Source organism: Bradyrhizobium sp. LCT2, assembly GCF_009931255.1.
GTDB classification, from domain to species: Bacteria; Pseudomonadota; Alphaproteobacteria; order Rhizobiales; family Xanthobacteraceae; genus Bradyrhizobium; species Bradyrhizobium diazoefficiens.
The window spans coordinates 3166032-3192047 of record NZ_CP034432.1 but is presented as its reverse complement, the minus strand read 5'-3'; the positions used below and the strand labels follow the sequence as shown (position 1 = coordinate 3192047).

The 26016-nt window shown below is 63.7% G+C and carries 24 protein-coding genes and 1 tRNA gene; 12 read left to right on the top strand and 13 right to left on the bottom strand.

Features of this window, described 5'->3' with window-relative positions:
* Window positions 1–16: 16 nt before the first annotated feature.
* Both EI171_RS15530 and EI171_RS15525 read left to right on the top strand, forming a co-directional pair.
* Window positions 17–1528: an NADH-quinone oxidoreductase subunit C gene (locus tag EI171_RS15530; RefSeq protein WP_161533785.1), complete on the top strand. Its 1512-nt coding sequence runs from the start codon at window positions 17–19 to the stop codon at window positions 1526–1528.
* Window positions 1529–1541: 13 nt separating this feature from the next.
* The gene (locus EI171_RS15525) at window positions 1542–2075 is read left to right on the top strand and encodes an NADH-quinone oxidoreductase subunit B family protein (RefSeq protein ID WP_161533784.1); all 534 of its coding nucleotides are present in this window, start codon (window positions 1542–1544) and stop codon (window positions 2073–2075) included.
* A gap of 20 nt (window positions 2076–2095) precedes the next feature.
* On the opposite strand, the gene EI171_RS46735 is transcribed toward EI171_RS15525, so the two are convergent.
* Window positions 2096–2302 carry a hypothetical protein gene (locus tag EI171_RS46735; protein WP_371740512.1) on the bottom strand — a complete coding sequence of 69 codons (207 nt, stop codon included), beginning with the start codon at window positions 2300–2302 and terminating at the stop codon, window positions 2096–2098.
* A 455-nt stretch (window positions 2303–2757) separates the two neighbouring features.
* The gene (locus tag EI171_RS15515) at window positions 2758–3078 is read right to left on the bottom strand and encodes a helix-turn-helix domain-containing protein (protein ID WP_011089086.1); all 321 of its coding nucleotides are present in this window, start codon (window positions 3076–3078) and stop codon (window positions 2758–2760) included.
* A gap of 271 nt (window positions 3079–3349) precedes the next feature.
* Between EI171_RS15515 and EI171_RS15510 the strand changes: the two genes are divergently transcribed.
* Complete coding sequence (locus EI171_RS15510; protein WP_231166559.1) at window positions 3350–4084, top strand: spermidine synthase; 735 nt, start codon at window positions 3350–3352, stop codon at window positions 4082–4084.
* Between the two features lie 411 nt (window positions 4085–4495).
* On the opposite strand, the gene EI171_RS15505 is transcribed toward EI171_RS15510, so the two are convergent.
* The 5 genes from EI171_RS15505 to EI171_RS15485 form a co-directional block, all read right to left on the bottom strand.
* Window positions 4496–4571 (bottom strand) — tRNA-Lys (locus tag EI171_RS15505).
* A 167-nt stretch (window positions 4572–4738) separates the two neighbouring features.
* Entirely contained in the window at window positions 4739–5335 is a 597-nt protein-coding gene (locus tag EI171_RS15500) for a Spy/CpxP family protein refolding chaperone (RefSeq protein ID WP_028176122.1), read from the bottom strand.
* A 197-nt stretch (window positions 5336–5532) separates the two neighbouring features.
* Entirely contained in the window at window positions 5533–6537 is a 1005-nt protein-coding gene (locus EI171_RS15495; protein WP_060908523.1) for a TRAP transporter substrate-binding protein, read from the bottom strand.
* Between the two features lie 228 nt (window positions 6538–6765).
* Entirely contained in the window at window positions 6766–8328 is a 1563-nt protein-coding gene (locus EI171_RS15490; RefSeq protein ID WP_110117008.1) for a 2-isopropylmalate synthase, read from the bottom strand.
* Window positions 8329–8779: 451 nt separating this feature from the next.
* Window positions 8780–9043, bottom strand: a complete 264-nt coding sequence (locus EI171_RS15485) for a hypothetical protein (protein WP_028176124.1) — start codon at window positions 9041–9043, stop codon at window positions 8780–8782.
* Between the two features lie 278 nt (window positions 9044–9321).
* Between EI171_RS15485 and EI171_RS15480 the strand changes: the two genes are divergently transcribed.
* Together EI171_RS15480 and EI171_RS15475 are read left to right on the top strand one after the other, a co-directional pair.
* Complete coding sequence (locus EI171_RS15480; RefSeq protein WP_161533782.1) at window positions 9322–10554, top strand: SMP-30/gluconolactonase/LRE family protein; 1233 nt, start codon at window positions 9322–9324, stop codon at window positions 10552–10554.
* A 131-nt stretch (window positions 10555–10685) separates the two neighbouring features.
* Complete coding sequence (locus EI171_RS15475) at window positions 10686–11807, top strand: D-alanine--D-alanine ligase family protein (RefSeq protein WP_161533781.1); 1122 nt, start codon at window positions 10686–10688, stop codon at window positions 11805–11807.
* Between the two features lie 84 nt (window positions 11808–11891).
* Here EI171_RS15475 and EI171_RS15470 read toward each other — a convergent pair whose 3' ends face one another.
* The gene (locus tag EI171_RS15470; protein ID WP_246740546.1) at window positions 11892–13058 is read right to left on the bottom strand and encodes a hypothetical protein; all 1167 of its coding nucleotides are present in this window, start codon (window positions 13056–13058) and stop codon (window positions 11892–11894) included.
* Between the two features lie 223 nt (window positions 13059–13281).
* Here EI171_RS15470 and EI171_RS15465 point away from each other — a divergent pair, with 223 nt between their 5' ends.
* The 7 genes from EI171_RS15465 (at window position 13282) to EI171_RS15440 (ending at window position 20924) form a co-directional block, all read left to right on the top strand.
* Window positions 13282–14385, top strand: a complete 1104-nt coding sequence (locus EI171_RS15465) for an FAD-binding oxidoreductase (protein WP_161533780.1) — start codon at window positions 13282–13284, stop codon at window positions 14383–14385.
* A 254-nt stretch (window positions 14386–14639) separates the two neighbouring features.
* Window positions 14640–14762, top strand: coding sequence for a hypothetical protein (locus EI171_RS46440; protein ID WP_256380425.1), 123 nt, complete (start codon window positions 14640–14642; stop codon window positions 14760–14762).
* 98 nt (window positions 14763–14860) lie between these two features.
* Window positions 14861–15736, top strand: a complete 876-nt coding sequence (locus EI171_RS15460; protein WP_110117013.1) for a branched-chain amino acid ABC transporter permease — start codon at window positions 14861–14863, stop codon at window positions 15734–15736.
* Window position 15737: 1 nt separating this feature from the next.
* Window positions 15738–16664, top strand: a complete 927-nt coding sequence (locus EI171_RS15455) for a branched-chain amino acid ABC transporter permease (RefSeq protein ID WP_011089184.1) — start codon at window positions 15738–15740, stop codon at window positions 16662–16664.
* Window positions 16664–18145 (top strand): ATP-binding cassette domain-containing protein, encoded by a 1482-nt coding sequence (locus EI171_RS15450; protein ID WP_161533779.1) that lies wholly within the window; start codon window positions 16664–16666, stop codon window positions 18143–18145. The genes EI171_RS15455 and EI171_RS15450 overlap by 1 nt, the downstream gene beginning before the upstream one ends.
* A gap of 40 nt (window positions 18146–18185) precedes the next feature.
* A complete protein-coding gene (locus EI171_RS15445; RefSeq protein WP_161533778.1) occupies window positions 18186–19424 on the top strand; it encodes an ABC transporter substrate-binding protein in 1239 nt (412 codons plus the stop codon).
* Window positions 19425–19613: 189 nt separating this feature from the next.
* Window positions 19614–20924, top strand: coding sequence for an ABC transporter substrate-binding protein (locus EI171_RS15440; RefSeq protein WP_028176130.1), 1311 nt, complete (start codon window positions 19614–19616; stop codon window positions 20922–20924).
* A gap of 210 nt (window positions 20925–21134) precedes the next feature.
* On the opposite strand, the gene EI171_RS15435 is transcribed toward EI171_RS15440, so the two are convergent.
* The 5 genes from EI171_RS15435 to EI171_RS15415 form a co-directional block, all read right to left on the bottom strand.
* Window positions 21135–22304: a Gfo/Idh/MocA family protein gene (locus EI171_RS15435; RefSeq protein ID WP_161533777.1), complete on the bottom strand. Its 1170-nt coding sequence runs from the start codon at window positions 22302–22304 to the stop codon at window positions 21135–21137.
* A gap of 43 nt (window positions 22305–22347) precedes the next feature.
* On the bottom strand, window positions 22348–22644 hold the full coding sequence (locus tag EI171_RS15430; protein ID WP_161533776.1) for a septal ring lytic transglycosylase RlpA family protein: 297 nt from the start codon (window positions 22642–22644) through the stop codon (window positions 22348–22350).
* 104 nt (window positions 22645–22748) lie between these two features.
* Complete coding sequence (locus tag EI171_RS15425) at window positions 22749–23594, bottom strand: CmcJ/NvfI family oxidoreductase (protein WP_161533775.1); 846 nt, start codon at window positions 23592–23594, stop codon at window positions 22749–22751.
* A 360-nt stretch (window positions 23595–23954) separates the two neighbouring features.
* On the bottom strand, window positions 23955–24893 hold the full coding sequence (locus tag EI171_RS15420) for an ABC transporter substrate-binding protein (protein WP_161533774.1): 939 nt from the start codon (window positions 24891–24893) through the stop codon (window positions 23955–23957).
* Window positions 24890–25990: an LLM class flavin-dependent oxidoreductase gene (locus tag EI171_RS15415; protein ID WP_202633149.1), complete on the bottom strand. Its 1101-nt coding sequence runs from the start codon at window positions 25988–25990 to the stop codon at window positions 24890–24892. The genes EI171_RS15420 and EI171_RS15415 overlap by 4 nt, the downstream gene beginning before the upstream one ends.
* Window positions 25991–26016: the final 26 nt, after the last annotated feature.

Genomic DNA, 26016 nt, shown 5'->3' with positions numbered 1-26016 from the left:
TGGAGATCAACAGGATATGCCATCGCTGATCGATCTCATGCTGGAGGGCCGCCCGGTCCAACAACACAGCCCGTGGCCGCGAGCTACAGTCGATGCTTCCGTTTGGACATTTGCGGCAAGCGAGCTGGCACATGGACGCTGGAGCCTGCTTGGCCTTTGGGGAGAACCCTCAACGGTGCACATGGCGATTATGGATGGACATACGGCAGAAGTCGCCACCGTCAGCCTGGATTGCCCCGACCGCACTTATCCTTCGGTCGGAAAACACCACCCGCCGGCGCTTCGACTGGAGCGCGCCATCAACGATCTGTTTGGTTTGTCAGCGGAAGGGTTGCCCGACACTCGCCCGTGGCTCGATCACGACTGTTGGGCCGTTCGCTTCCCCTTGGGAAGCCGCATCAACGCGTTGTCGAAGGCATCCCCCTATCATTTCCTGCCGGTGGAGGCCGACGGTCTGCATCAGGTCGCGGTCGGTCCGGTGCACGCGGGAATTATCGAACCAGGGCATTTTCGGTTTACGGCCAGCGGTGAGACTGTGGCCCGGCTGGAGCAACGGCTGGGATATACCCACAAGGGTATCGAGGGGCTCATGACTGGAGCCAATCTTGAACGGGCTGTCCAGCTCGCCGGACGCGTGTCAGGCGACAGCACAGTCGCCTACGCGTTTGCGTTTTCGCGAGCGGCCGAAGCGGCCTTACAGCTTGTCGTGCCCGATCGCGCGGCTTGGCTGCGTGCCTTGCTCGCAGAGCTCGAACGGCTCGCCAACCATCTCGGCGACATCGGCGCAATCTGCAACGACGCCTCCTTTACGCTGATGCACGCCCTTTGCGGCGTGTTGCGAGAGAGCATCCTGCGCGCGTCCGATACCGCCTTCGGCCATCGATTGATGCGTGATATCATCGTACCCGGTGGCGTGACCCGCGACCTCACTGAGGAAGGGAGAGAAATCATCCGGACGACGCTGCATACCATCCGGTTGCGCTTTCCTGCTTTGGTCGAGCTCTACGACAATACGGCATCGCTACAGGATCGTACTGTCGATACGGGCGTACTCAAGGCCGCTCTGGCTAGGCAGTATGCCGTTGGAGGCTACGTAGGCCGCGCGTCCGGCCGCTCATTCGACGCACGCAGGACACTTGGGTATGCGCCGTATGACGCACTGCGCTTCGATGTACCGGTCCTGAACGAGGGTGATGTCAATGCTCGCGTCTGGATCCGCGTGCGCGAAGTTGAACAGAGTCTTTTGCTGATCGACCAGATAGTGGACCGGCTTCCCGATGGCCCGCTGGGAACGCATGCGGGGCATCGGCGGGAGGCGCGGGAAGGCATGGCGATCGTCGAGGGATTTCGCGGCGACGTTCTGGTTTGGCTCCGCTTGCGGGATGGCAAGGTCGAACGATGCCATCTGCGCGACCCGTCGTGGTTTCAGTGGCCGCTTCTAGAGGCCGCGATCGAGGGCAACATCATCGCCGACTTCCCGCTCTGCAACAAATCCTTCAATTGCTCCTATTCGGGCCACGATCTCTGAGGAACGGCACCAGATGCGCAAGCTGCTTTTTGAGAGCCTGTTTCGCCGGCCGTTCACCGAGCAAGCACCGTCACCGGACGATGCCGCGGTGACCGAGCTCGCAACTGCCGTCGGTCGCGCGGCACGACGGCGCCTCGGCCGAAGCCTCTCGATACGCGAGGTCGATGCAGGATCTTGCAACGGATGCGAACTTGAAATCCACGCGTTGAACAATGCCTATTACGACGTCGAGCGCTTCGGTCTCCGGTTCGTTGCGTCGCCGCGTCACGCCGATGTGTTGATGGTGACCGGACCGGTGACGAAGAACATGCGCGACGCGTTGGAGCGCACCTATCATGCGACCCCCGATCCGAAATGGGTCGTCGCCGTCGGAGATTGCGCCCGGGATGGCGGCTGCTTTGCCGGCAGCTATGCGGTGGTAGGAGGGGTCTCGCAGGTGGTTCCCGTCGATCTACATATTCCCGGCTGTCCTCCGCCGCCCATCACGATCTTGCAAGGACTTCTCGCCCTACTCGATCAGGCGGCCAAAAACACCAATTCCATTTGAGGCTGTGGCGGCGCCTTCGGCTATTCCAAGCCGGCGTGATCGCAGGGTGCGTTCAGACCGGGATAGTCCTTGCGATGACGCCGATCCTTTTCGCACGATGATGTTTCCACCGCGTCTAGTCGCGATCCAACGCCGTCAGCCTCATCGCTGGCTCCGCCATCGGCGGCCAGCAAAATCCGTGCGTGCTTGAGCTTGCGCGACGCATGCTTGCCGCCGCTGAGCAGCACCCTGAGTTCGGTACGCTCGATTCGCCTGAGTTCGACCCGATAGCGTACATTCGTGGCGTGCCTCCTCGTTCGAGGCACACACGAACAACTGAATCGCATGGCCGGCGTGAGTCCTGCGGCAAAAACCTTCCCGCCCAAGCAGGGGCAGGATCTGGCCTTTATCCCTCTATACCCGGCTGCATCGCAGGCCCCCGGCCGAAACCGACATGCAGGAATATTTCCGCGTCAGCGCGCTTGCCTCATCAGAAGGCCGCCAAGGACCTCTCGCAGCATCGAGATCCTCGTTGATCCAAAGTTGCTGCCAGAGCTACTCTGCCCCCAAGACCAACCGGTCATAATCAATGTGCAGTGCCACTAGGCGCCTCAAGGCGTGAGAAACCGCTTGCAAGTACGCTTGTCTTCAGCGTTTTCATCATCCTCGATCGAGAAACCCGTCATTCGAATGGCTCGAGGGGTCATCGCACCCGTTCCAAACTCCGCGGCGTAGAGGGCTTGGACTGCTTCATGTTCTTCATTTTCGGCTTCGCGACGTGCTCCCTGAGACGGACGCCTCGACCACCGGCCGAACTCGTAACCCCCGGATTGATCAATTCGATCCCGGCATTCTCCAGGGCAGAAACCAATTTCATCAGAGAATCGACATTCCCACGGATAACTCCGTCACTTGCTTCCATGCGCTGAATGGTGGGGACTGAGAGACCGGCGAGTTCGGCCGTCTGCCGCTGGTCTATATTCAGGAGCGCGCGAGCGGCCCTGAGTTGATTGGCCGTGATCATGAAATGGCGGCCTTCGGCAAATTTCTCATCGAATATATTTACACCATCCAAATTACCGCTTCAAGCATCAATCTAGATACAAAATATATCACCGCCAGTTCTCGCTGGCTTGCACCGGATTGCGGCCAGAAACCTGTGTCGAATTTTTCTATCGAAGAATACGGGAAATACTATCAACGGCACCCGAAGTGGTTGGTTCTTAGCAAATTACATGATAAGAGATGTTTAATGCATGCGTTCTAATGCCCGTATCTTAAGGTCTTTGCCTGCCGTGAAACTGCTGGGGCGTTATCAAGGAACGAACGGACAGATCGACATCGTCGAGTGTTCATGGGATGGAACACGCGTGTACTTCGAGGAGGGCGTAAGGCAAAGTCAGGCCACGCCCGACGGAGAAAGTGTCTTCACCTATGTGAAGCTCATGGACGAACTTCTGTCTCGGTCCGAACAGATCCTCGTCCTGGGTTGTGGCGGCGGAAATCTCGCGACACGGCTGTGGCGTCTCGGCAAGAGATTGACCATCGTCGACATCAACCCGATCAGTTTCGTGCTCGCGCACAGGTATTTCGATCTACCGGACGATCTGCCCTGCATCGTTTCCGACTTTCGAAAATTCGTATTCGATGACCGCGCATATTACGACGGCATTGCGATCGACGTCGGTGGACCGGGATTCCGATACGCGGAGGAGTTTGACGCGGAGACCTGCGACGCCATCCGCGCCCGTCTGGCACCGGGCGGCCGGATCGTGATGAACGTAACGGTCGCGCACGACATTGATCCTACACCCGACCGGATCGCAGCCAGACTCGCCGGTGAAGAATTGCGGACATGGATCGTCGATGAGCAATTCGTCGAGGATCGCAATGCCGTCATCGCCTGCGTCCCCGAGAAGACCTTGGGTTCACCGGCAGCGCTCGATCGCGTGATGCGCCATAGCCATGAACGCTGGGCGATCCGCCGCGGGAGATTGCGAAATCGCGATCTCACCAGTGGATCGCGCTAATGTCGCAGCTTCCGGCAGATCGACGTGGATAACCGGCACTGGGCTCGTCTCCTCCTTGGGGAACGGTTGGACGCGAACTGGGACTCTCTCCACAGCGGCCGCGTAAGCATCGATCTGGAAAACTAAGCGCGGTGGATGGTCCACCCTTTCGCGCCACTGCTTGCCGGCAACAGATCGATCGTCCACGGCGTGTCCGGATCGTCACGGACCTTTGGTTTCGCGCGGAAGCCACGATACCCCTACGATCCTTCCTGCCATCGACGGTTCTCGCGCGCCAGATTCCGGGCCGAGAACATTCAGAGCATCGGCAACTGGCGCATGGCGTGCGACGTGCGACCAAAAAAACGTCGCACGAGACCCATTTGCTCGGCATTGCCGCTTGTAACGTATTGATGAGGAAGGATTTTTAAATGGTGGGCGCACCAGGGCTCGAACCTGGGACCCGCTGATTAAGAGTCAGCTGCTCTACCAACTGAGCTATGCGCCCGAAAGGCGGTGAATGCCTTGCGAGGCCGGTCGTTTAGCAAAGCGATCCGGGTCTGGCAAGCGATGTGGCGCATGTTTTCCAAGGTTCTTCCACAGGCCCAAAAAAGCGAAAAGCCGCTGGATTCCAGCGGCTTCGCCAAGGTTAATCCCTGGAAAGTCCAGGTTGGCTCAGAGCCGGCCCTCGCGATCCCGGTCCGGGCCGCCGTCACGGTCGAAACGGTCGCCATGGAAGTGGTCCATGCCGCGCTCCATCATGCGGTCCATGCCGCGTTCCATGAAGTGGCGGGGCGGGCCGTCCTCGCCGCCGCCGAACGGGCCGCGGTGACGGGTCAGCACGGCGAGGCGCCGCTTCTGGCCCTCGTCCAGGGTCTTGTAGAGGGGATCGGCGGCATCGGCGATCTTCTTCAGGGCCGCGGAGGAAGCCGCCATGTCCTCGGCGCGCTGGCGCAGGCCGGCGACCGGATCCTCCGGCTTGTCGGCGGCGCCGGGGGCGGCACTCATGCGCGCATTGGCGCGGTCGATGCGCAGCTTGGCGAATTCGCGCACGGCGGCCTCGACCGGCGGCCACAGCTTCTCCTGGTCGGCGTTGAGCTTCAGCCCGGCATGGACGGCGGCGATCCGCGCGTCGACGAAGGCGGCGCGGTCTTCCGGGTTCATCCGGACGTGGCGGAAATGCTCCATCCACGGGCGATGAAATTGGGCATAGACCGCGCCCGAGCCGGCGATACTGAGCACGGCGATGGCTGCGATGGTGAATTTCCTCATGCGAACCTCCTCTGGAAGGATGCGCTGAGGATGGGCCCGGGGCATCTGACACGCAAATTACAACTTGGACAGGGAGGGCGTCCTTACGAAGATGTAACGCCTGATTTTTACCTCCAGCCGCAACCGGAAATCATTCGCAACAAAAAATGGGCTTCCGCGCCTGGCACGGAAGCCCCTTCATTCATGCATCGTCCGGATCAGTTCGTCGTGCTCTTCGATTCCTTCAGGAATTCGTCGATCAGCGGCTGGCCGACGCGGCTCGCGGCATCCTTGTAGACCGGCTCCATCGCCTTGCGCATCGCCTCGTCCTGCTCCGGCGTGAGCTTGATGATCTCGCTCTTGCCGCCCTTCTTGATCTCGGCGAGCGCATCGTCGTTCTCCTTCTGCGACTGCGCGTTGTTGAAGTCGGTGGCTTCCTTCATCGCCTTCGACAGCTGGTCGCGAATGTCGGCCGGCAGGTCGTCCCAGAACTTCTTGTTCACGATCACGACGTAGCCGATGTAGCCGTGATTGGTCTCGGTGATGTACTTCTGCACCTCGTGCATCTTCTGGGTATAGATGTTCGACCAGGTGTTCTCCTGGCCATCGACCACGCCGGTCTGGAGCGCCTGGTAGACTTCCGAGAACGCCATCACCTGCGGCAGCGAACCGAGCGCCTTGAACTGGGCCTGCAGCACGCGCGAGGACTGGATGCGGAATTTGACGCCCTGGTAATCGGCCGGCGCGATCAGCTTCTTGTTGGCGCTCATCTGCTTGAAGCCGTTGTCCCAATAGGCAAGGCCAGTGATGCCCTTGGCGTCCAGGAGCTTGAGCAGCCGCGCGCCGAGCGGGCCTTCCGTCACCTTCCGCAGCGTCTTCAGGTCGGGAAGGATGTAGGGCAGATCGAACACCTCGAACTCGCGGATGCCGAGCGGGCCGAACTTGGAGTTGGACGGCGCCAGCATCTGCACGCTGCCGAGCTGAAGCGCCTCGAGCTCTTCCTTGTCCTTGTAGAGCGTCGAGTTCGGGTAGACCTCGACCTTGACCTTGCCGCCGGTGTACTTCTCGGCGAGCTCCTTGAACTTCTCCGACGCCTTGCCCTTCGGCGTATCGGTGGCGACGACGTGGCTGAACTTGATGATGATCGGCGATTGGGCCGATGCCGGCATGGCCAAGCCAAGTGCCAGTGCCGCGACGGACGCCGCGATCGCGAAGGTGCGCATGATCTCTCCCTGTTGTCATTCTCTTGGGCTGCCCAACGCGGGGCGCCTTATCCAATAGCCGCGAGCATCAATAGCGGCTGGGAGACCGAGCCGCTATTGGCCCTTAGCAGGGCAGCTATTCGCCACCACAACCGGCGTCATTCCGGGATGGTCCGAAGGACCAGACCCGGAATCTCGAGATTCCGGGTTCGCCTCTTCGAGGCGCCCCGGAATGACAAGCTTCGCTTGTCAGCTCGCCGCCGCCGTCGTCACCGTATCGCGCTGGCGCTTCATGACGATCTTGTTGAGCGCGCCGAGATAGGCCTTGGCCGAGGCCACCAGCGTATCGGGATCGGCCGCGCGCGCCGTCATCGAGCGGCCGTCATGCGACAAACGCACCGAGACTTCCGCCTGGGCGTCGGTGCCTTCGGTCACCGCGTGGACCTGGTACAGCTCGAGCTTGGCTTCGTGCGGAACGAGGCGCTTGATGCAGTTGAACACCGCGTCCACCGGACCATTGCCCTCGGCCTCCTCGATCTTGATCTGGCCGTCGACGTCGAGCTTCATGGTCGCGCGCTGCGGGCCATGGGTGCCGGCGATCACGGTCAGCGAGGTCAGCTTGATGCGGTCGTGGGAGGCCGCCATCTCCTCGTCGACCAGCGCCTCGATGTCCTCGTCGTAGATGTCCTTCTTGCGGTCGGCGAGCGCCTTCATCCGCGTGAACGCATCTTCCAGCTGGTTCGGACCGAGCTTGTAGCCCATCTCCTCCAGTTTGTGCACGAAGGCATGGCGGCCGGAGTGCTTGCCGAGCACCAGCGAGGACTGCTTCAGGCCGACCATTTCCGGCCGCATGATCTCGTAGGTGGAGGCGTCCTTCAGCACGCCGTCCTGGTGGATGCCGCTCTCATGCGCGAAGGCGTTCCGGCCGACGATGGCCTTGTTGTACTGCACCGGAAACGAGGTCGCCGCCGACACCACCTTCGAGGCGCGGGTGAGCTGCGTGGTGTCGATCTTGTTCCAGTAGGGGAATTTGTCGTTGCGCACGTTGATCGCCATCACGATCTCTTCGAGCGCGGCGTTGCCGGCGCGCTCGCCGATGCCGTTGATGGTGCACTCGACCTGGCGCGCACCGCCGACGACCCCGGCCAGCGAATTGGCAACGGCCATGCCGAGATCGTTATGGCAATGGACCGAGAACACTGCCTTGTCCGAGTTCGGCACGCGCTCGATCAGCGTCTTCATGAAGTGGGTGTATTCCTCCGGCACCGTGTAGCCGACGGTGTCGGGGATGTTCACCGTGGTCGCGCCGGCCTTGATGACGGCCTCGACGATGCGGCACAGATAGTCCATCTCGCTGCGGGTGCCGTCCTCGGCCGACCATTCGACATCGTCGATCTGGTTGCGGGCACGCGCGACCATCGCGACCGAGGTCTCCATCACCTGCTCCGGGGTCTTGTTCAGCTTCACCCGCATGTGCAGCGGCGAGGTCGCGATCACGGTGTGGACGCGGCCGCGCTTTGCGAATTTCACAGCCTCGGCGCAGCGGTCGATGTCGGCGGGATGGGCGCGGGACAGGCCGGCGATGACGGCGTTCTTGGAGCGGCGGGCGATCTCGCTGACCGCCTGGAAGTCGCCCTCGGAGGTGATCGGGAAGCCGGCCTCGATGACGTCGACGCCCATATCATCCAAGAGCTCGGCGACCTCGAGCTTCTCCTCGAAGGTCATGGTGGCGCCGGGGCACTGCTCGCCGTCGCGCAGCGTGGTGTCGAAAATGATGACGCGGTCCTTGTCGGACTTGTTCACGGGGGCCATTACTAGATTTCCTTTTGAGCTTTTGCGCCGTTCAGTGCTGGGCGCTTGAGGTGTCCGGTGATCTCGACCAACCCCTGAGCGCCCAGGCGCGTGGCGCCCAGCCGGCCCTCAGGGGCAAGTAAGAAGAAGGCCGCCAAGAAGGAGGGTGGGCAGCAGCGCGGCCGGGATCGTGGCGGCGGCCAGAGCCACCTCCCCCGAAATCCCATCGATTTGGCCGCGAATCAGCATTGCCAGACCCTTTTGAGCCCTCAAATCCTCGGTCAAAACCGTTGACGGTTGGTTGCCGGGAGGCCCGATGCGCCTGTTTCTAGACGAGAAATGGCCGCAACTGCAACGCCAAAAGATGGTCAGGAAGACTGACCTGATCGGCATCGCGTCGCGTGACGCGCACTTCTGGCTGACGGCGAGTAGATTGCGCCTCGCTCCATCCGAACGACGGAGCAACGTCAAGCTATCCCGCGCGGCGGGCACGGGCCCTGCTCTCCCAGCGATCCAGCATCTGGCCGAGTTCGCCGGTGGCCACCTTCGCAACCGCGTTGGAATTCGCAACTTCGTTGGTGTTGGCGGGCGTCGTGGCGCGCAGCCAGCCCGGCTCGCTGTATTCCCGCCAGCGCCGCGCCTCCGCCCGACGTTTGCGGGAGGCGAGATCGCGGGTGAAATAGCCGGCGGCGAATGCGACGGCGAGCGCAATGACCAGTGCAACAACGGCTAACACAGAGAACTCCGGTATTTGCCCCGCACACCGTTCTGCCAGCATCGCGCGCGAGGTCAAGGCTTGACAGGTCTCAAAACCGGTCCCGGTTAACAGCTCGCGGGCGAGGCGAATTGTCGACTTTCACCTCGCACAGCCCCGCAATGCGGCGATGTTGCGGCGATCTCGCGGCATCGCGCGGAGGCTGCGAACCTGCCTCTCGCAACCTGACGCGGACCAGACTAACCTTCGCCGCGCTCGGCCGGATCAACCGGCCAGCCGAACATGACCGGGAGGACGCGATGACACGCCAGGAGGCTCGTGACCACGAGCCGCGTGACCAGAATGCTGCGCTTTCACGACGAACACTTGTCCGGGGACTGGCGCTCGGCGCCGCGGCCACAATGGCCGGCCCCGCGCTGGCCCAGACCGGGCCTGCCGCACCGCCGACGACGATCACGACCCCGCCCCGCGATTTCGGCCCCAACGGCGCGCCGACAACCTATTTCTGGGACCCCGACATCATCGCGGTCGATCCGTCCTTCGACGATCTCGCGCAGCCCAACACAGCGATCAAGCGCCTCTACACCGGCGTGCTATGGGCCGAAGGTCCGGCCTGGAGCGCGCAAGGCCGCTATCTGTTGTGGAGCGACATTCCCAACAACCGGCAGATGCGCTGGAGCGAGGACGACGGCCGCATCAGCGTGTTCCGCTCTCCGTCCAACAACTCCAACGGCAATTCATTCGACTTCCAGGGCCGCCAGCTCTCCTGCGAGCACCTGACACGACGCGTGACGCGCTACGAGCACGACGGCACCGCTACCGTGCTCTGCGACAACTACAACGGCAAGAAGCTGAACTCGCCGAACGATGTCGTTGCGCATCCCGACGGCAGCTACTGGTTCACCGATCCGCCCTATGGCGGCCAGTTGTACGAAGGCGAGCCCGACGTCGCCGGCGGCCCGAGCAATTCGGGCGGCAAGCTCAATCCGCGGATCGGACAGCCGGCCGGCTTCACACCGGGCAAGCGCGAGCTGCCGACCAACTGCTACCGCATCGATCCCTCAGGCCGCGTCGACCTCGTCGTCACCGAGGAGCAGGTGCCGGATCCGAACGGCCTGTGCTTCTCACCCGATTTCAAGAAGCTCTACGTCGTCTCGACCGGCAAGGGACCGGGCGACAGCGGCCCCGGCGGCAAGGGCGAGATTTTCGTGTTCGACGTCGGGGCGGACAACAAGCTCTCCAACCAGAAGCGCTTCTCCGACTGCACGATCGACGGCGTGAAGTGCGGCCCGGACGGCGTGCGCTGCGACGTCAACGGCAATGTCTGGGCCTCCAGCAATGCCGGGCGCGCCGTCGGCTATAGCGGCGTGACGGTGTGGTCGCCGGAGGGCAAGCTGCTCGGCCGCATCCGCCTGCCGGAGGTGTGCGGCAACATCTGCTTCGGCGGCCCCAAGCGCAACCGCCTGTTCATGGCCGCGAGCCAGTCGCTCTACGCCGTGTTTACGGCGACGCAAGGCGCGGGGCCAGGCTGAACGGCACAAGCCTTTAATTGCGACACGGCGCCGGCGTGCCTCGCCGGCGCCGAATTGTTTCCATCGCTCCGTCGATGCTTGAATCGGGCAACAAAGGGTGACTTCCGGATCGAGCGCGTGATAATTGAGCCATGGCAGACAAAATTCGCGTCGTTGTTCTCTATGGCGGCAGGTCCGGTGAGCATGAGGTCTCGCTGAAATCGGCCGCTTCGGTATTCAGGCATCTCGACCGCACCCGCTTCGAGGTGATCCCGGTCTCCATCGACAAGACGGGCCGGTGGCAATGGAACGATCTTCGTTCACTCGATCAGGCGCACGCTGCGGCGTTGCCGATCCTGCCCGATGCGCCGGAGATGCGGCTCGCGAGGGGACCCGACGGACGCGGCGTCCTTGTGCCGATCACGCAAGGCGCGGCCGTCCCGATCGAGATCGACGTCGTCTTTCCCGTCATCCACGGGCCGCTTTGCGAGGACGGCACCGTGCAGGGCCTGCTGGAATTGGCCGACGTCGCCTATGTGGGATCGGGCGTTCTCGCCTCCGCCGTCAGCATGGACAAGGATGTCGCCAAGCGGCTCGCTGAATTCGCCGGCATTCCGGTCGCGCCCTATCGCGTGCTCACCCGCAAGGCCTTCGTCCAGGACCGCATCTCATCGCTTGCGAAGGCGGTCGAGGGCCTGAACCTCCCGGTCTTCGTCAAGCCGTGCAACATGGGCTCCAGCGTCGGCATCCACAAGGTCAAGACGCAGGATGCGCTCGAAGCGGCGCTCGACGATGCGTTTCGCTATGACGTCAAGGTGCTGGTCGAACAGGGCATCGACGCGCGCGAGATCGAGGTCGCGGTGCTCGAGGACGAGACGCTGTTCGCCAGTCTCGCCAGCGAGCTGAACCCCAACGCCCATCACGAGTTCTATTCGTACGAGGCAAAATATCTCGATCCCGATGGCGCTCGGGTCGACCTTCCGGCCAGGCTCGACGCGGCACAGATGGAGCGCGTCCGGTCACTCGCCACCCGGGTGTTCGCGGCGCTCGAATGCAGCGGCTTCGCCCGCGTCGACTTCTTCCTCGATCGGAAAACCGGCGAGTTCTGCTTCAACGAGATCAACACCCTGCCCGGCTTCACGTCGATCAGCATGTATCCGAAGATGATGGAAGCCTCGGGCGTACCGTATGGCGAGCTGCTGACGCGCCTCGTCAATCTGGCGTTGGACCGGCACCGGCAGCGTCAATCGCTGGAACGGGGTTACGCCAGCTAGGCGCCGGCGCGATCCGCCGGCGCCCGATCTGACCGACCCCAGGCTGACCTCAACCGAGGTCAGCATCGGAGGCGGCACGGCCCGCTAATCATCGCCACGCTTCGGCGGCGCCAGCACAGCGGTCCGATTGGCGGGTACGATCTGCGGCTGGAACGCGAACACCTCGCGGCTGCGGTCGTCCACGAAGACCTTCAGCCAATGCACGTCGTTGTTGCCGTTCGCCTGATTGTCGCCGAAGGTCTCGACGCGGACGAAGTTCTCGAGCCGCCGGCCCTTGGCATCGAGAAATGGCCGGTCGATACGGAAGTAATGGGAGTCGCCATGAACGTAGGCGACGGGCTTGCCGAAGGCGACCACCTCATCGCGCAGCGCAACCAGGAAAGCCTGGAAACCATCCGGATTGGCGTCCGTTTGCGCAAGCGTCTTCGGGTCACGCAACGGCGCGCGGGTTCCGTCCGACTGATCCCAGCCCGGGTCCGCCTGCGAGATGAACATGATGGCCGCGGCGCGATATGTTCTCGCCATCTCGAAGGTCTGCTGCATCCAGAGGATGTTGGCGTTGTTGCGCGCGGCCCATTCGGCGTCGTCCGGCAACGTATCGCAACGATTGTTGCACGATCCCTGAATGTTGAGCGTGGCGTAGACGACGCCCTTCATGATCCAGCGGCGGTTTTCGACGCACCCGGTCAGCTGGTTGTTGTGATCGAGGCACAGTTTGTCATGCTGCACCTGCTGCTTGATCGGCCGCTGGCCAAGGGAATAGTCAGTGCTGAAGAAAACCCTCCGCTCGTGGTCGAGCCTGTCGCGCGAGTTGAACGAGCCGTTCGCCGGCCGGTCGCAGTCGGTCCAGTCATTGTCGCCGGGGGTCACCATCGCAGCGGATTTCAAGGCATTGAAATATCCGAGCCCCTGCTGATACAGAGCGTCACTGCACGTCGTGGGAGTCACGGATCCCGGCGTGCCGCTGCCGGCTTTCAGGTCGCCATCATGCACCGTGAAGGCCAGCTTCTGGTCGTTCATGTCGGCGATCAGATTCGGCACGCCGACCTGCGCCTGGAGGTCGGAATATGGCAAATCGCCCCACAGCCCGATGGCATAGGCCCGGCTCTCGCCTCCCCTGCCCCGGTCGTCATCGTCAGCATGCGCGCTGACGATCGAACAAATCACAAAGCAGGCTGCAAGCACGAGAAAACTCATCTTGCGCAGCCTGCCGTAGACGTCTTCCAACTTCCCTTCGCGAAGTCTCGTCATCGTCGCTCCCCAGAACAGCTTTGGACAGAACAAGGCTCGCCGCAGGCAGCAACGTTGAATTGTCCTGCGCCAGACCCGATCTACGAAAATGAGAAGAAGCCCCACCTGCGGCTTCAAATTGCCGCAGTGAACGTATCCACCGGGTATGACGCCCGCGTGAAACATTTTGAAACACGGCACAGCTGATGAAGTCGCGCGCCGCGGGATCGACAAGGGAGAGAACATGCGCGTTGTGGTCTGCGGCGGCGGCGTGATCGGGGCCTGCACGGCTTATTTCCTGCGCCGCCGCGGCATCGACGTGACCGTCGTGGAACGGACCGAGGTCGCGGCCGCCGCGTCGGGCAAGGCCGGCGGCTTCCTGGCACGGGACTGGTGCACCGGCACGCCGCTCGATGCGCTGGCCCGGCGCAGCTTTGCGCTTCACGCGCAACTGCCGGAGGAGATCTCGGGCGATTGGGGCTACCGGACGATGACCGCCTATAGCGGTTTCGTTGCGTCCGACGGCGACGCGCGCCGGGATGCACCGTCCGCGCTTGGCTGGCTCAGCGACGGCGTCGTCATTGCACAGCGCATCGGCACGGCGGAGACGACTGCGATCGTTCATCCCCGCAAGTTCACCTCGGCCATGATGAACGCAGCGCTGGCGCAAGGCGCGAAGCTTCATCCTGGCCGCGTCACCGGCATCACGCGCGGCACTGACGGAATGACAGCCGGGGGCGTCGAGATCGATGGTGACCTCGTCGAGGCGGATGCCGTCGTGATCGCGATGGGACCGTGGTCGCTGCTCGCGGCGCAATGGATGAGCCTGCCCGCCGTCTACGGCCAGCGCAGCCCCAGCATCGTCTACGACACCGCCGCCGACGTGCCAGCCGAGGCGTTATTCCTGGAGTGCGAGGAAGACGGCAGCGCAGTGTCGATCGAGGTCTTCCCGCGCGCGGACGGCAGCACGCACGTCACGGCCCTTTCCGACATCGCGCCGCTGCCGCTCGATCCCGCCGCCGTGGCGCCCGATCGCGATGCGATCGCGCGGCTGCAAACCATGTCCGAGCGGCTATCGCCGCTGTTCCGTCCCGAAAGGATCATCGCGCAGCAGGCCTGTTTCCGTCCGGTGACGCAGGACGGCTTGCCCTTGATCGGCAAGGTGCCGCGGAGCGATGGCCTCTATGTTGCGACCGGGCACAATGTCTGGGGCATCCTCAATGCGCCGGCGACGGGGGAAGCGCTGGCAGAACTGATCGCTGAAGGCGCAACGCGGGAGATTGACGTGTCGCCATTCGACCCCGCCCGGCTGACACCGCTCGATCCATCCCTGCTGCAAGCACGCTGAAGCGCTCGCCGACATCGCGGCTCCTCAACCGCCGATTGCTCTCAGCCTTTGATACTCACGCATGCCCGCCGACGGAATCTGCATGCCTGCGGCAGGATCAGTGTCTCACGCCTCTTTTGCCTGCAATTTACGCAGCGCTAGACTTTAGTCCTCTCTCATAATCCTGAACGCAGTTTCACTTGCCGGGGAAGTCTCGGCCGGTATAGTCGCGACACAATGGCTCACAAGAGGCCTGTTCAAAGGGAGAGAACAACATGAAGAAACGACTCTCTGTTGCATTGCAATTGGCGCGCGACACGGCCACGGCCGGCGCGCCGAAGGACGTTGCAAAGGCCGACGTCTGGCTTCCCAGCCTCATCAAACCCATCACAGGCTGATCGGGACTGCTCTCCGGGCGTGAGCTCGGAAGCGTTCACATGCGCTCCATACAGCACCTTCCCTAAAGGAGGCAGCTCGTCTGCCCGGCCAATCATCAATGCGAGCTTTCCAGATCCTGATCGATGGCTTTGCCATCAGCGCTCTCTACGCTCTCGGTGCCACCGGCTTCACGCTGATCTTCGGCGTCTCCGGCGTGCTCAACCTCTCCCACGGTGCCATCATGGTAGCGGCAGCCGTCGCCGCCTGGGCCGCCGCCAGCATCCTGAACGTCGGCACCTATGCCGGCGCGCTGATCGGGGTCGCGGTCGCCCTCCTTACGGCCTTCGCCACCTATTTCGCCGTGGTGAAGCCGATCCAGGATTCCCGGCGCATTCCGAATGAGGAGAAGGAAATCTTCGTCCTTACCGGCACGCTGCTATGGGGCATCATGATCCAGGAGCTGATCGCCTATTTCTTCACCAACAACGCCAAGACCGTGCTGCCGATCGTCGAAGGCGTCGTCGAGATCCTCGGCGTGCGCACGCCGAAGAACGAGATCTTCACCGCGATCGTCTGCTGCCTCGTCATCGCGCTGCTGTGGCTGCTCGTGAACCGCACCCGCACCGGCAAGGCGGTGCTGGCGGCCTCGATGAACCCGCGCGGCGTCACGCTGCTCGGGCTGGAGCTCACCAACATCTACATCGTGGTGTGGGCGATCTACGGCATCCTCGCCGGCATCGCCGGCGTGCTGCTCGGCATGTTCCTCGGCGTCAGCTCCTACAGCGTCGGCCCTCTGACGGCGAGCGCGTTCTCGATCGTCGTGCTCGGCGGGCTCGGCAGTGTCTCGGGCTCCCTGATCGCGGCCTTCGTGGTCGGCTATCTCGAAACGCTGACGGCCTATCTGGTCTCGCCGGCCTATCGCACCATTCCGGCGCTCTTGCTGCTCGTGTTCGTGATGTACATCCGGCCCCAGGGCCTTCTGGGGAGGCGCTGAGATGTCCACCTTCTTCACTTCGCGCCTGTTCTTCGTCTCGCTGGCGCTGGTCGTGATCGCGGCGACGCTGCCGCTTTATGTCTCCGGCTACGTGCTGGGCCTGCTGACCGTCGCCTTCTATTTCGGCGTGTTCGCGATGGCCTGGGACCTGCTGTTCGGCTTCGCCGGCGAGGTCAATTTCGGTCCGACCTTCCTGATCGGCGTCGGCGCCTACACCGCCGGCATCCTCAACGCCCAGTTCGGCTGGTCGGTCTATCTCTGCATTGTGCTCGGCGCGCTGGCCTCGGTCATCGCCGGCCTGGTGCTGGCGCTGCCGGCACTGCGGGTGCGCGGGCCCTATTTCGGCCTGACCACGCTGGTCGCAGTCTTGATGCTACAGAATTTCATCGTGGTGTTCGCCGACCTCACCGGCGGCGAGATCGGGCTCACCATCCCCGACGTCATCAGCATCAATGCCGGCACGAATTACTGGATCGCGCTCGGCTTCATGACCATCTCGGCCGCGATCCTCTATGGCCTGTCGCAATCGCCGATCGGCCTCGTGCTGCAGGCGAGCGGCCAGGATCCGGTGCAGGCCGGCGCGCTCGGCTTCAACATCGTCAAGCACAAGCTCGCCGCCTTCATCGTCAGCGCCTTCTTCTCCGGGCTGTCGGGTGCGCTCCTGGTGTTCTATTTCGGCACCGCCTCGGTCGGCACCGTCGTCGACGTCGCGGTCGGCGTGAACGTGATCGTCTCGGCCGTGCTCGGCGGCCGGCGCACCGTGCTCGGCGCGGCGCTGGGCGCGATCTTCCTGATCGTCGCCGGCGAGTTCCTCCGGCCGACCGGCGAGCTCGCGACCTTCATCGTCTCGGCGGTCGCCCTGCTCGTCGTGCTGTTCTTCCCCGGCGGCTTCCTCGGAGCGGCCCTCTCGCGCGAGGCTCGCTCGTGATGGATATGAGGCTTTCAAACCGGGCCGTGCTCGAAGTCCGCGGTCTGACCAAGCGCTTCGGCGGCCTGACCGCGGTGAAGAATCTCGGCTTCGAGGTCAACAGCGGCGAGATCTTTGGCCTGATCGGGCCGAACGGCTCCGGCAAGTCGACCGCGATGAAGAGCGTGATGGGCATCGAGCGCCCGACATCAGGCGAAGTGGTCTTCGAGGGCGAGGACGTCGCGGGCCTCCCCGCGCACAAGATCGCGCGCAAGGGCTTTGGCATGGTATTCCAGCACTCGCGGCCGCTGAACCGGCAGACCGTGCTGGAGAACATCATGGTGGCGCTGCTGCCGGACAGCCTGTTCATGCTGTTTCCGGACAAGGCGCTGGTCGAGCGCGCCAAGTGGATCGCCGACCGCGTGGGCTTAGGCAACGTCATGAACCGCCGCCCGCCGACGCTGCCGTTCGCTGATCTGCGCCGGCTCGAGCTCGCCAAGGCTATCGCCCGCGATCCAAAAGTCGTGCTGGTGGACGAGCCCTTTGCCGGGCTGACGCGGGCCGAGGTCGATATCTTCTCCGACCTGATCCGCAGCTTCCGCGATGACGGCCGCGCGGTGATGCTGGTTGACCACAACGTCAAGAGCGTCGCAGCGCTGGTCGACCGCGTGCTCGCGATGTATCTCGGCGAGGAGATCGTCACCGGCAAGGCCGAGGACGTCATGAAGAACGAGACCGTGCGACGGGTCTATCTCGGCGGCGCCATCGAGACCCATGCGCGGCCCGAGACCAGCTTCAAGGACAAGGTGCCGCTGCTCCAGGTCGAGAATGTCAGCGTGTTCTACGGCAAGGCGCAGGCGCTGGACAACGTCTCGATCCACGTCCACGAAGGCGAGTTCGTCTCGGTCGTCGGCCTCAATGGCGCCGGCAAGACCACGCTGTTCAACACCATCTCCGGCTTCCTGCCCTATAGCGGCGAGATCGTGCGCGGCGGCGACAGGCTGCGCGGCACGAGCCCGGCCAGGATCGCGCGCAGCGGTCTCGTGCAGTGCCCGGAATCGCGCGAGCTGTTCGGCGAGATGAGCGTGCGCGAAAATCTCGATCTCGGCGGCCAGCATCTGTCCGACGACAAGCGCGCGGCGCAGCTCGCCTGGCTGTTCGAGCTGTTCCCGATCCTGAAGGAGCGCCAGGGCCAGATGGCGCAGACGCTATCCGGCGGCGAGCAGCAGATGCTCGCGATCGGCCGCGCCCTGATGATGCAGCCGCAGATCCTGATCCTGGACGAGCCGACGCTGGGCCTTGCCCCCGTCATCCTCGAGCAATTGTCCAAGGCGCTGACGAAGCTGCGGCAGACCACGTCGATCACGGTGCTGCTCGGCGAGCAGAACGTCACTTTCGCGCTACCGCACGCCGACCGCGTCTATGTGCTCGAACACGCCAGGATCGTTTGGGAGGGCGATCCCGGCCGCTTCGCGAGCGAGGCCGGCGCTGATTTTCTTTAAGTCCGTCAACATCAACAAAAAACATAGAAGGGAAACGACCATGCGACCATCGACCATCCCGAGCGGCAGCTTCCTCGCCTCCGCGCTGGCGCTGTGCCTCGCCGCCCCCGCCTACGCTCAGTCGAACGATCCGATCAAGATCGGCGTGATCGCCGAGGTGCAGTCGATCGCAGGCGCGGCGACGCCGGGCGGCGCGCAGATCGCCGCCGACGAGATCAACGCCAAGGGCGGCATCCTCGGCCGCAAGATCGAGATCGTCACCTACGACAACAAGAGCTCATCGGCGGACTCGGTGCGCGCGTTCCAGCGCGCGGTGAGCGAGGACAAGGTCTCCGCCGTGATCGCGAGCTATATCAGCGAGGTCGTGCTGGCGCTCGAGCCCTGGGCGGCGCGCCTGAAGATGCCGCTGATCACCCCCGGCGCCGCCTCCAACGAGATCACCAAGGCAATCCACAACGACTATGAGAAGAACAAGTACACCTTCCACGGCTATCTGACCTCGGCCGCGCAGGCCCAGCTCGTCTGCGACGCCGCCAAGGACCTGCTCGTCGACAAGCTCAAGTTCAAGACGGTCGCGATCATGAGCGAGGACGCCGCCTGGACCAAGCCGCTCGACGTCGGCTACGAGGCGTGCCTGCCCAAGGCCGGCCTGAAGGTCGTCGAGCACGTGCGCTTCTCGCCGGATACCACCGACTTCACGCCGATCTTCAACAACATCGAAGGCAAGAAGCCCGATGTGATCGTGACCGGCATCTCGCATGTCGGCGTGCAGCCGACGGTGCAGTGGAAGAACCAGCAGGTGCCGATCCCGATGTTCGGCATCAGCGCGCAGGCGCTGAGCCCGACCTTCTGGAAGGACACCAATGGCGCCGCCGACGGCATCCCGTCGCTGGCGGTGGCCACTCCGGATGTCGCTGTGACCTCGAAGACAAAGCCGTTTGCGGCCGCCTTCAAGGCCAAGTTCGGCTCGCCGCCGGCCTATACCGGCTACACCGCCTATGACGAGGTCTACTTCATCACCGAGGCGATCAAGCGCGCGGGCTCGACCGATCCCGACAAGATGGTCGCCGAGATCGAGAAGACCGATTACGAGGGCACGATCGGCCGCATCCAGTTCTACGGCAAGGACGACGAGTTCACCCACGGCATCAAGTCCGGCCCCGGCGCCGTGACCGGTCTCGTCTTCCAGTGGCAGGACTCCAAGCAGGTCGTGGTCTGGCCCGAGAAGATCGCGGAAGGTAAGCTGAAGTTTCCGAACTTCGTGAAGCTGTCGCAGTAACCGGCTCGCACCGGCATCAGGCCCATCGCTCCGCAGGGAGCGGTGGGCTTTTTGCTGTCTTTCGCAGATGCGTTGTGCGGCGGCGCACCGCGTATCGACCTTGGGCGATGTTGACTTTCCGCCGTCCCCCTCCCCATACTTCGCAAAAAGATAACAACCAATCATAAGACGGTCTTGAGGGAGGATAGGATGCCGACTTCACGCAGGCAGTTGCTGAAGAGCTCGGCGGCTGCCGCCGCCGCACTCAGCCTCGATTGGACAAGGGCCCAGGCGCAAGCCGAGACATTGCGCATCGGCCTGATCTACGACCTCACCGGCCCGTTCGCCGCCGGCGGCTCGGTCGCCTCGTCAATCGGCGCGCAGATCGCGATCGATCTCGTCAACGAGAAAGGCGGCATCGGCGGCAAGACCAAGATTGCTCCGGTCGCTGCGGATTCCCAGAGCAAACCCGACGTTGCGATCAACGAGGCCGAACGCCTGATCAGCCAGGAGAAGATCGACATCATCAACGGCGTCTATGCGAGCTCGCATGCGGTGCCACTCGCGGCGAAGGTCGAGCAGCAGAAGAAGATCCTCTGGATCACGACCGCGGTCTCGACCGCCGTGTTCAAGGACAAGAACCTGCAATACGTGTTTCGCGCGCAGATCCATTCCGACCAGTATGGCCAGGCTTTTGCCGGTTTCCTCGCCGAGCATGCGAAAGCAAAACTCGGAATGGATCCCAAGGAGGTCAAGGTCGCACTGATCCATGAGGACGGCCCCTACGGTGTTGGCGTCGCCGCCGCCGACGAGGCCTACGCCAAGGAGGCCGGCATCCAGGTGGTGCTGCGTGAGGGCTATTCGGCCTCCGCGCCCGACCTCTCGGTGCTGGTGACCAAGATCAAGCGGGCCAAGGCCGACGTGATCTCTCATGCCGGCTACAACCCCGACATCACCCTGTTCCTGCGCCAGGCCCGCGAGAGCGGACTGCGCTTCAAGATGCTGTTCGGCGCCGGCGCCGGCTACAGCCAGCTCGACAAGCTGCGCGCCACCTTCGGTCCCGACATCGACAATTTCTGCAACATCGATCCCGTGCCGGCGCAATTGCTCGATCCGGCAAAGCTCGCGCCGGGTATCGGCGATCTGACCAACGCCATGGTCACGCGCTACAAGGCCAAGACCGGCGCCACCGACGTGCCGCCGCACTGCTCGATGGGCTTCAACCAGACCTGGGTGCTGCTCAACAACGTGCTGCCGGTCGCCAAGGAAAAGTACGGCAGCTTCGAGCCCGAGGCGATCCGCAAGGCCGCGCTCGACGTCGACATCCCCGCCGGCGGCACCATCCAGGGCTATGGGGTAAAGTTCTTCCCGCCGGGCACGCCGCTCTCCGGCCAGAACGAGCGCTCGACGCCTGTCGTGATGCAGAACGCCGGCGAGCACATCTCGGTGGTGTGGCCGACCAACATCCGCACGCAGGACCCGGTGTTTCCCCTGCCGAAGGGCTCGACTTACGGGGCGTGAGGGGGTTCTTCGCCTCTCCCCGCTTGCGGGGAGAGGCCGGAATACGCGCGATGCGCGCGGATTCCGGGTGAGGGGGAGTCTCCGCGAACTCCGCTGTCACAGTCCCCGCGGAGACTCCCCCTCACCCCAACCCTCTCAGCGCGAGCGAAGCTCGTCGCGGCCCCGCAAGCGGGGCGAGGGAGCTCGGTCCCGCCGCGGTAACGATCTCCCCTACAACACCACCCGCCGTCCCTCTTCCGCGGCCCAATACCCCGCGTAGTTCACCTTGATCGTCTCATACGCCAGCGCGAGGTCCGACAGCGGCTGCCGGCCAGTCGCGGCGCATTCCATGAAGTCCTGGATTTCCTGCAAATAGCCGCGCGTCCACTCCTCCTCGAGGCAGACATATTGCCAGCCGGTTTTGCGGTCGACCTTTTCGGTGATGTAGACGTTTGCGAGCTTCTCCTCGGAGGTCTGGTAGCTCATCAGATGCGTGTTCGGGGTGATGTTGGCGAACAGCGAGCCGCCGCTCGTATAGGTCTCGATCAGGTTGCGCACGCCGCCCATGATCATGTCGCCGGAGAACACGGTGGCCTTGGTGCCGTCGGAGAACGTCGCCGTCAGCGTGCCCCAATCCTCGACATCGACGGGGTTGGCCTTGATGTAGGTGCGCTCCTCCGGCTTCAGGCCAGCGGTGACGTTGCCGACATCGCCGGTGACGCTGGCGACGCGGATGATTTCACCGCGCGCCCTGGCCTCGACCTGCTTGAGATAGAGCACGGCGGAGAGCGGATGGCAGCCCATGCGGATCAGCGAGCCGCCGCCGGTCATCGCCCATTGCGCGGCGTGGGCCGCGTGCGACCCGGAATGGCTCTCCTCGCCCTTCATGAACAGGATCTTGTCCTTGGTCGCCTTGATGATCCCGGCGGTCTTGGTCACGGCCGGCGCGTAGATCCAGTCCTCGGCGTACATGAAGAGTTTCCCGGTGCGCTCGATCGCGGCGCGCGTCCTGTCCATCTCTTCGATCACGCGCTCATACATCAGCGCCTTCGGCACGTGCTTGCCGATCGGCTGCGTGTCGCCCTCGCGGCCGAAATAGCCGGCGAACGGCTTTTCGCAGATCACGTGCTTGCCGGCCTGCATGCTGGCGACGATCATCTCCGCATGAAGGTTCGGCGGCGTGCAGATGTCGATGACATCGAGCTCGCCGTCCGCGATCAGCTCGGCGAAGCTCCGATAAACACGCGGGATATTGTGATGCTGGGCGAACGCGACGACCTTGTCGCCGCGCGCAGCCACCGCCACGACCTCGACGTCCACGCCATAGACGCGCCGGAACGCATACATGTGCAGCTCCGACACGAAGCCGCAGCCGACGAGTCCCACCCTGATCCTGGCCATAGCGCCCCCCTGCTTTGGGCGGCACTATAGCGCGCCCGGAGGCCTATTCCACCGAGACGCGCACCACGCCGGCGCTCATCATGCCGAGCGCGCGGGCGGCGGGCACCGAGAGATCGACGATACGGCCGCGGATGAACGGGCCGCGATCATTGACGCGACACTGGATCGAGCGGCCGCCGTAGGACACCTTGAGCACGCTGCCAAACGGGCGCGTGCGGTGGGCGCAGGTCAGGTCGGCGCCTTTGCCTTTTCCGTACCCGTAATATGAGGCAAGTCCGCTTTCGGCATGCGCCAGAGAAAATGTGGCAAGACAAAACAATAAAGTGGTCAGCGCTCGCACGGCACCGCTCCCCGGTTGGCCCTGCCCCGCGCTGCAAACGTCGCCTTGTTCCCCTAGGTTCCGGGAACACTGCCGGGTCACCCCGGCAGTGCCATCACACATTGTTACTGTTTGTGGAACACCAGCGTGCGCAGCTCGATGCTCTCACGTGGCGGCGCATCGGCGGGCGTGGTCGGATCGACAAAGGCGGTATGCGGCCCGAAGCGGGTGCGGCCGTCCGTTGCGGAATCGTAGCACTTGAGCAGAAGCGCCTCGTCCGGCGTCATCTCCGGGAAATAGAACCAACGGTGGTTCGGATTGTATTTCACCGAATAGGTCTCGCCGCGGCGATTGGGATAGATCAGGTCGGAGGCGATGAGATCCTCAGGCGCCACCGTGGTGCCGTCGGCCATCGCCAGCGGTGAATCGCGCAAGGGGCCGCGGATCGGCCGCCAGAGATTGATCACCTGCACACGCCCCTTCAGAAGCTCGTCGGCCTCGTCAGGCAGATGCTCGCGCACGCGGTTGGCGCCGGAGACGGCGGTCTGGTCGACATGGACACGCGTCGCCGGCTGACGCGGGCCACCATCGCGAATATCCGGGGCGCCCTCGACGCGCTTGCGCACGGTATGGTCGAAGATCAAGACGCGATCGGCCTTCAGCGTGGCACGCAGGAACGCCTCGACCGCGGGATAGTAGACCGCGCGTATTTCCTCGTCGTTGTAAAAATCCTTCACCTGGGTCGGATGGCGCACCAGCGCAAAGCCTTCGCGGTCGAGCGAGATATTGTTCGCGATCAGCCGCGCGTCGAAGATCGGCACCTGATGCGGCTCCGGCAGCGACGTGCTCTTCGGCTCGCCTGGCGGCGGATCGAACGCGTAGGTGCGTGGCTTGCCTGAAATCGGCGCGAGGTAGTTGAGTTCGGCGGTGACGAAGGGAAGCGATTCGATTCTTGTTTGTTGCAGGCCCATGGCCGGTCTCCCGATGTGGTCGTGGGATTGATTTTTGACGGGGTAGAGCGCGCCGCAAGGGAGGTGACGCAAATAGCAATGCAGCTGTTGTTAAGCGGAGGGAACGCAGAACGAATCTGTCGAGAACGGCGGTCGCTCTGGCTACGTTCTTCTCGCTTCACGGATGCTTGAGGGCTTCGTCAACCCTCGTACCCCGCCGCCGTCATTCCGGGGCGCCCGCAGGGCGAGCCCGGAATCCATCGGGCCGCAATCTTTGTAGATCAATGGATTCCGGGCTCGCGACTTCGTCGCGCCCCGGAATGACGCCGGTGCAGCACTTCACGCCAGAGCGCGTCCGGGACACGCGAGTGTGCCTAGCAGCTACAGCCCCGCCTTCGCGATCGCATCCGCAAAGGAGCGGTCGACGATCTCCGCCGCATCGAGCTTCTGCTTGATCAGGCCCCAGCGGAGGTACAAATCGATCGTGCCCTGCTCGTCCGCGACCACGCCGTCGTCGATTGGCGCGATGCGGATTTTTGCACGCGACAGCCAGTTTAGCGGCACGGCGGTCGGGATGTTCATCAGCCTGCCCCAGGTCGCGGCATAGCTATCAACGTTGTTCAGCGACCACGCCCGCGCGGCGGTGAGGCGGCGGATGAAGTCGGTCAGTTCGGCACGCTTGTTCCTGATAGCGTCGGGCCGCGCCACCTGAAAACTCAGGCCCGGCGTCAGGCCCTCCGAGGTGATGATGCGGCGCGATTTGAACAGTACCTCTTCCTGGCTCACATAAGGCTCCCAGGTCGACCACGCATCCACGGAGCCGTGCGTGTAGGCGATCTTGGCATCCGAGGGCGCGAGGAACGCGATTTGCACGTCGCTCTCACCCCAGCCGCTTTTCTCCAGCGCGGCCAGGATCAGCTGATGGCCGATCGAGCCGCGGCCGGTTGCGATCTTCTTGCCGCGGAGGTCGGCAAAACTCCTGATCGGCGAAGTCTCGGGCACCAGGATGGCGAGCCCCTCGCGCGTCTGCCGGATCGCGGCGATCGCCTTCACCGGCGCGCCGGAGGCGGCAGCGAAGGTGAAGGGCGCGTCACCAACGAGGCCGGTCTCGATCGCGCCGGCGCTGAGCGCCTCCAGCAGCGGTGCGGCGGCCGGAAACTCCTTCCACTCGATCTTGTAGGGGACATCCTTGAGCTGGCCTGCCGCTTCCATCACAGCCTGCGCATTGCCCTTCTGGTCGCCGACGCGGAGCGTGGTTTGCGCTGCCGCCAGTTCCAACGAACCGAGCAGCAGCGCGCCGGCCAGCATGAGGCGGATCATTCTGCCGCCTCGCTGCGAACGGCCCGGCGCTTGGCCACCAGCTCGCGCGTCAGCGGGATCAGCTCGCGGCCATATTCGATGGCGTCGATCAGGGGATCGAAGCCGCGGATCAGGAAATGGCTGATGCCGAGGTCGTAATAGTCGCCGAAGACTTCGGCCACCTGCTCGGGCGTTCCGACCAGCGCCGTGGTGTTGCTGTTGGCGCCGGTGAGCTTTGCGATCTCGGTCCAGAGCCGCTTGTCGATCCGGCTACCCTGGTCGGCGAGCGCGAGCAGGCGCCGCGCGCCCGCCGTGGCATGGCCGTCGGCGGGCTTGCGGTAGCCCGTCTTGTCCTGAAGCGCGGTGGCGCGCGCCAGAATCTCTTCCGCCTTCTCCCAGGCCTGCTTTTCGGTCGGCGCGATGATCGGCCGTACCGACAGGCTGAAGCGCGGCGTCGGCCGGCCCTGCCGGACCGCGGCATTGTGAACGCGGGACGTGACGTCGCGCACCTGCGCATAGGATTCGCCCCACAGCGCGAAGGTGTCGGCATGCTTGCCGGCGACATCGATCGCCGCGTCCGAGGCGCCGCCGAAATAGATGCGGATGCCCTCAGAACGATACGGCTTCACCTGCGAGAAGGCATTCTCGACCTGGTAGTACCTGCCCTTGTAGGTGAACGGCTTGTCGCTGGTCCATTCCAGCTTGAGGACATCGAGGAACTCGGAGGTGCGGGCGTAGCGCTCGTCCTTGTCGTCGAGCGTGTTGCCGTCCTGCCGGAGCTCGGTGGCATTGCCGCCGGTGATGACGTGAAGCGCGACGCGGCCGCGGGAGAACTGGTCGAGCGCAGCGAACTGCCGCGCCAGCAGGGTCGGCGCGGTGAATCCGGGCCGTTGCGCGATCAGCACGTTGAGGCGGCTGGTCGTGTTGAGCACGTGCTGGGCAACCTGGAGCGCGTCCGGCGTCGTCGAATGAAACGCCAGCAGCGCACGATCGAAGCCGGCATTCTCATGCGCCTTGGCCACCGTCTCGATGTGGGTGGGGTTGAGGACCGGCCCCTCTCGGACGACAGTTTCGGACGAATTGTTGTTGCTGATGAAGCCGATGAACTCGATCGACATGATCGTCTCCCTGATTGTTTTGCGGA

Bases quoted from the DNA above. Each gene is read 5' to 3' on its own strand.
- EI171_RS46440 (WP_256380425.1), top strand. From the start codon at position 14,640: ATGAAGAAACGACTCTCTGTTGCATTGCAATTGGCGCGCGACACGGCC.
- EI171_RS15480 (WP_161533782.1), top strand. From the start codon at position 9,322: ATGACACGCCAGGAGGCTCGTGACCACGAGCCGCGTGACCAGAATGCT.
- EI171_RS15425 (WP_161533775.1), bottom strand. From the start codon at position 23,594: ATGGGCCTGCAACAAACAAGAATCGAATCGCTTCCCTTCGTCACCGCC.
- EI171_RS15525 (WP_161533784.1), top strand. From the start codon at position 1,542: ATGCGCAAGCTGCTTTTTGAGAGCCTGTTTCGCCGGCCGTTCACCGAG.
- EI171_RS15455 (WP_011089184.1), top strand. From the start codon at position 15,738: ATGTCCACCTTCTTCACTTCGCGCCTGTTCTTCGTCTCGCTGGCGCTG.
- EI171_RS15460 (WP_110117013.1), top strand. From the start codon at position 14,861: ATGCGAGCTTTCCAGATCCTGATCGATGGCTTTGCCATCAGCGCTCTC.
- EI171_RS15440 (WP_028176130.1), top strand. From the start codon at position 19,614: ATGCCGACTTCACGCAGGCAGTTGCTGAAGAGCTCGGCGGCTGCCGCC.
- EI171_RS15450 (WP_161533779.1), top strand. From the start codon at position 16,664: ATGGATATGAGGCTTTCAAACCGGGCCGTGCTCGAAGTCCGCGGTCTG.
- EI171_RS15490 (WP_110117008.1), bottom strand. From the start codon at position 8,328: ATGGCCCCCGTGAACAAGTCCGACAAGGACCGCGTCATCATTTTCGAC.
- EI171_RS15420 (WP_161533774.1), bottom strand. From the start codon at position 24,893: ATGATCCGCCTCATGCTGGCCGGCGCGCTGCTGCTCGGTTCGTTGGAA.
- EI171_RS15495 (WP_060908523.1), bottom strand. From the start codon at position 6,537: ATGCGCACCTTCGCGATCGCGGCGTCCGTCGCGGCACTGGCACTTGGC.
- EI171_RS15465 (WP_161533780.1), top strand. From the start codon at position 13,282: ATGCGCGTTGTGGTCTGCGGCGGCGGCGTGATCGGGGCCTGCACGGCT.
- EI171_RS15445 (WP_161533778.1), top strand. From the start codon at position 18,186: ATGCGACCATCGACCATCCCGAGCGGCAGCTTCCTCGCCTCCGCGCTG.
- EI171_RS15515 (WP_011089086.1), bottom strand. From the start codon at position 3,078: ATGATCACGGCCAATCAACTCAGGGCCGCTCGCGCGCTCCTGAATATA.
- EI171_RS15475 (WP_161533781.1), top strand. From the start codon at position 10,686: ATGGCAGACAAAATTCGCGTCGTTGTTCTCTATGGCGGCAGGTCCGGT.
- EI171_RS15470 (WP_246740546.1), bottom strand. From the start codon at position 13,058: ATGACGAGACTTCGCGAAGGGAAGTTGGAAGACGTCTACGGCAGGCTG.
- EI171_RS15530 (WP_161533785.1), top strand. From the start codon at position 17: ATGCCATCGCTGATCGATCTCATGCTGGAGGGCCGCCCGGTCCAACAA.
- EI171_RS15435 (WP_161533777.1), bottom strand. From the start codon at position 22,304: ATGGCCAGGATCAGGGTGGGACTCGTCGGCTGCGGCTTCGTGTCGGAG.
- EI171_RS15415 (WP_202633149.1), bottom strand. From the start codon at position 25,990: ATGTCGATCGAGTTCATCGGCTTCATCAGCAACAACAATTCGTCCGAA.
- EI171_RS15500 (WP_028176122.1), bottom strand. From the start codon at position 5,335: ATGAGGAAATTCACCATCGCAGCCATCGCCGTGCTCAGTATCGCCGGC.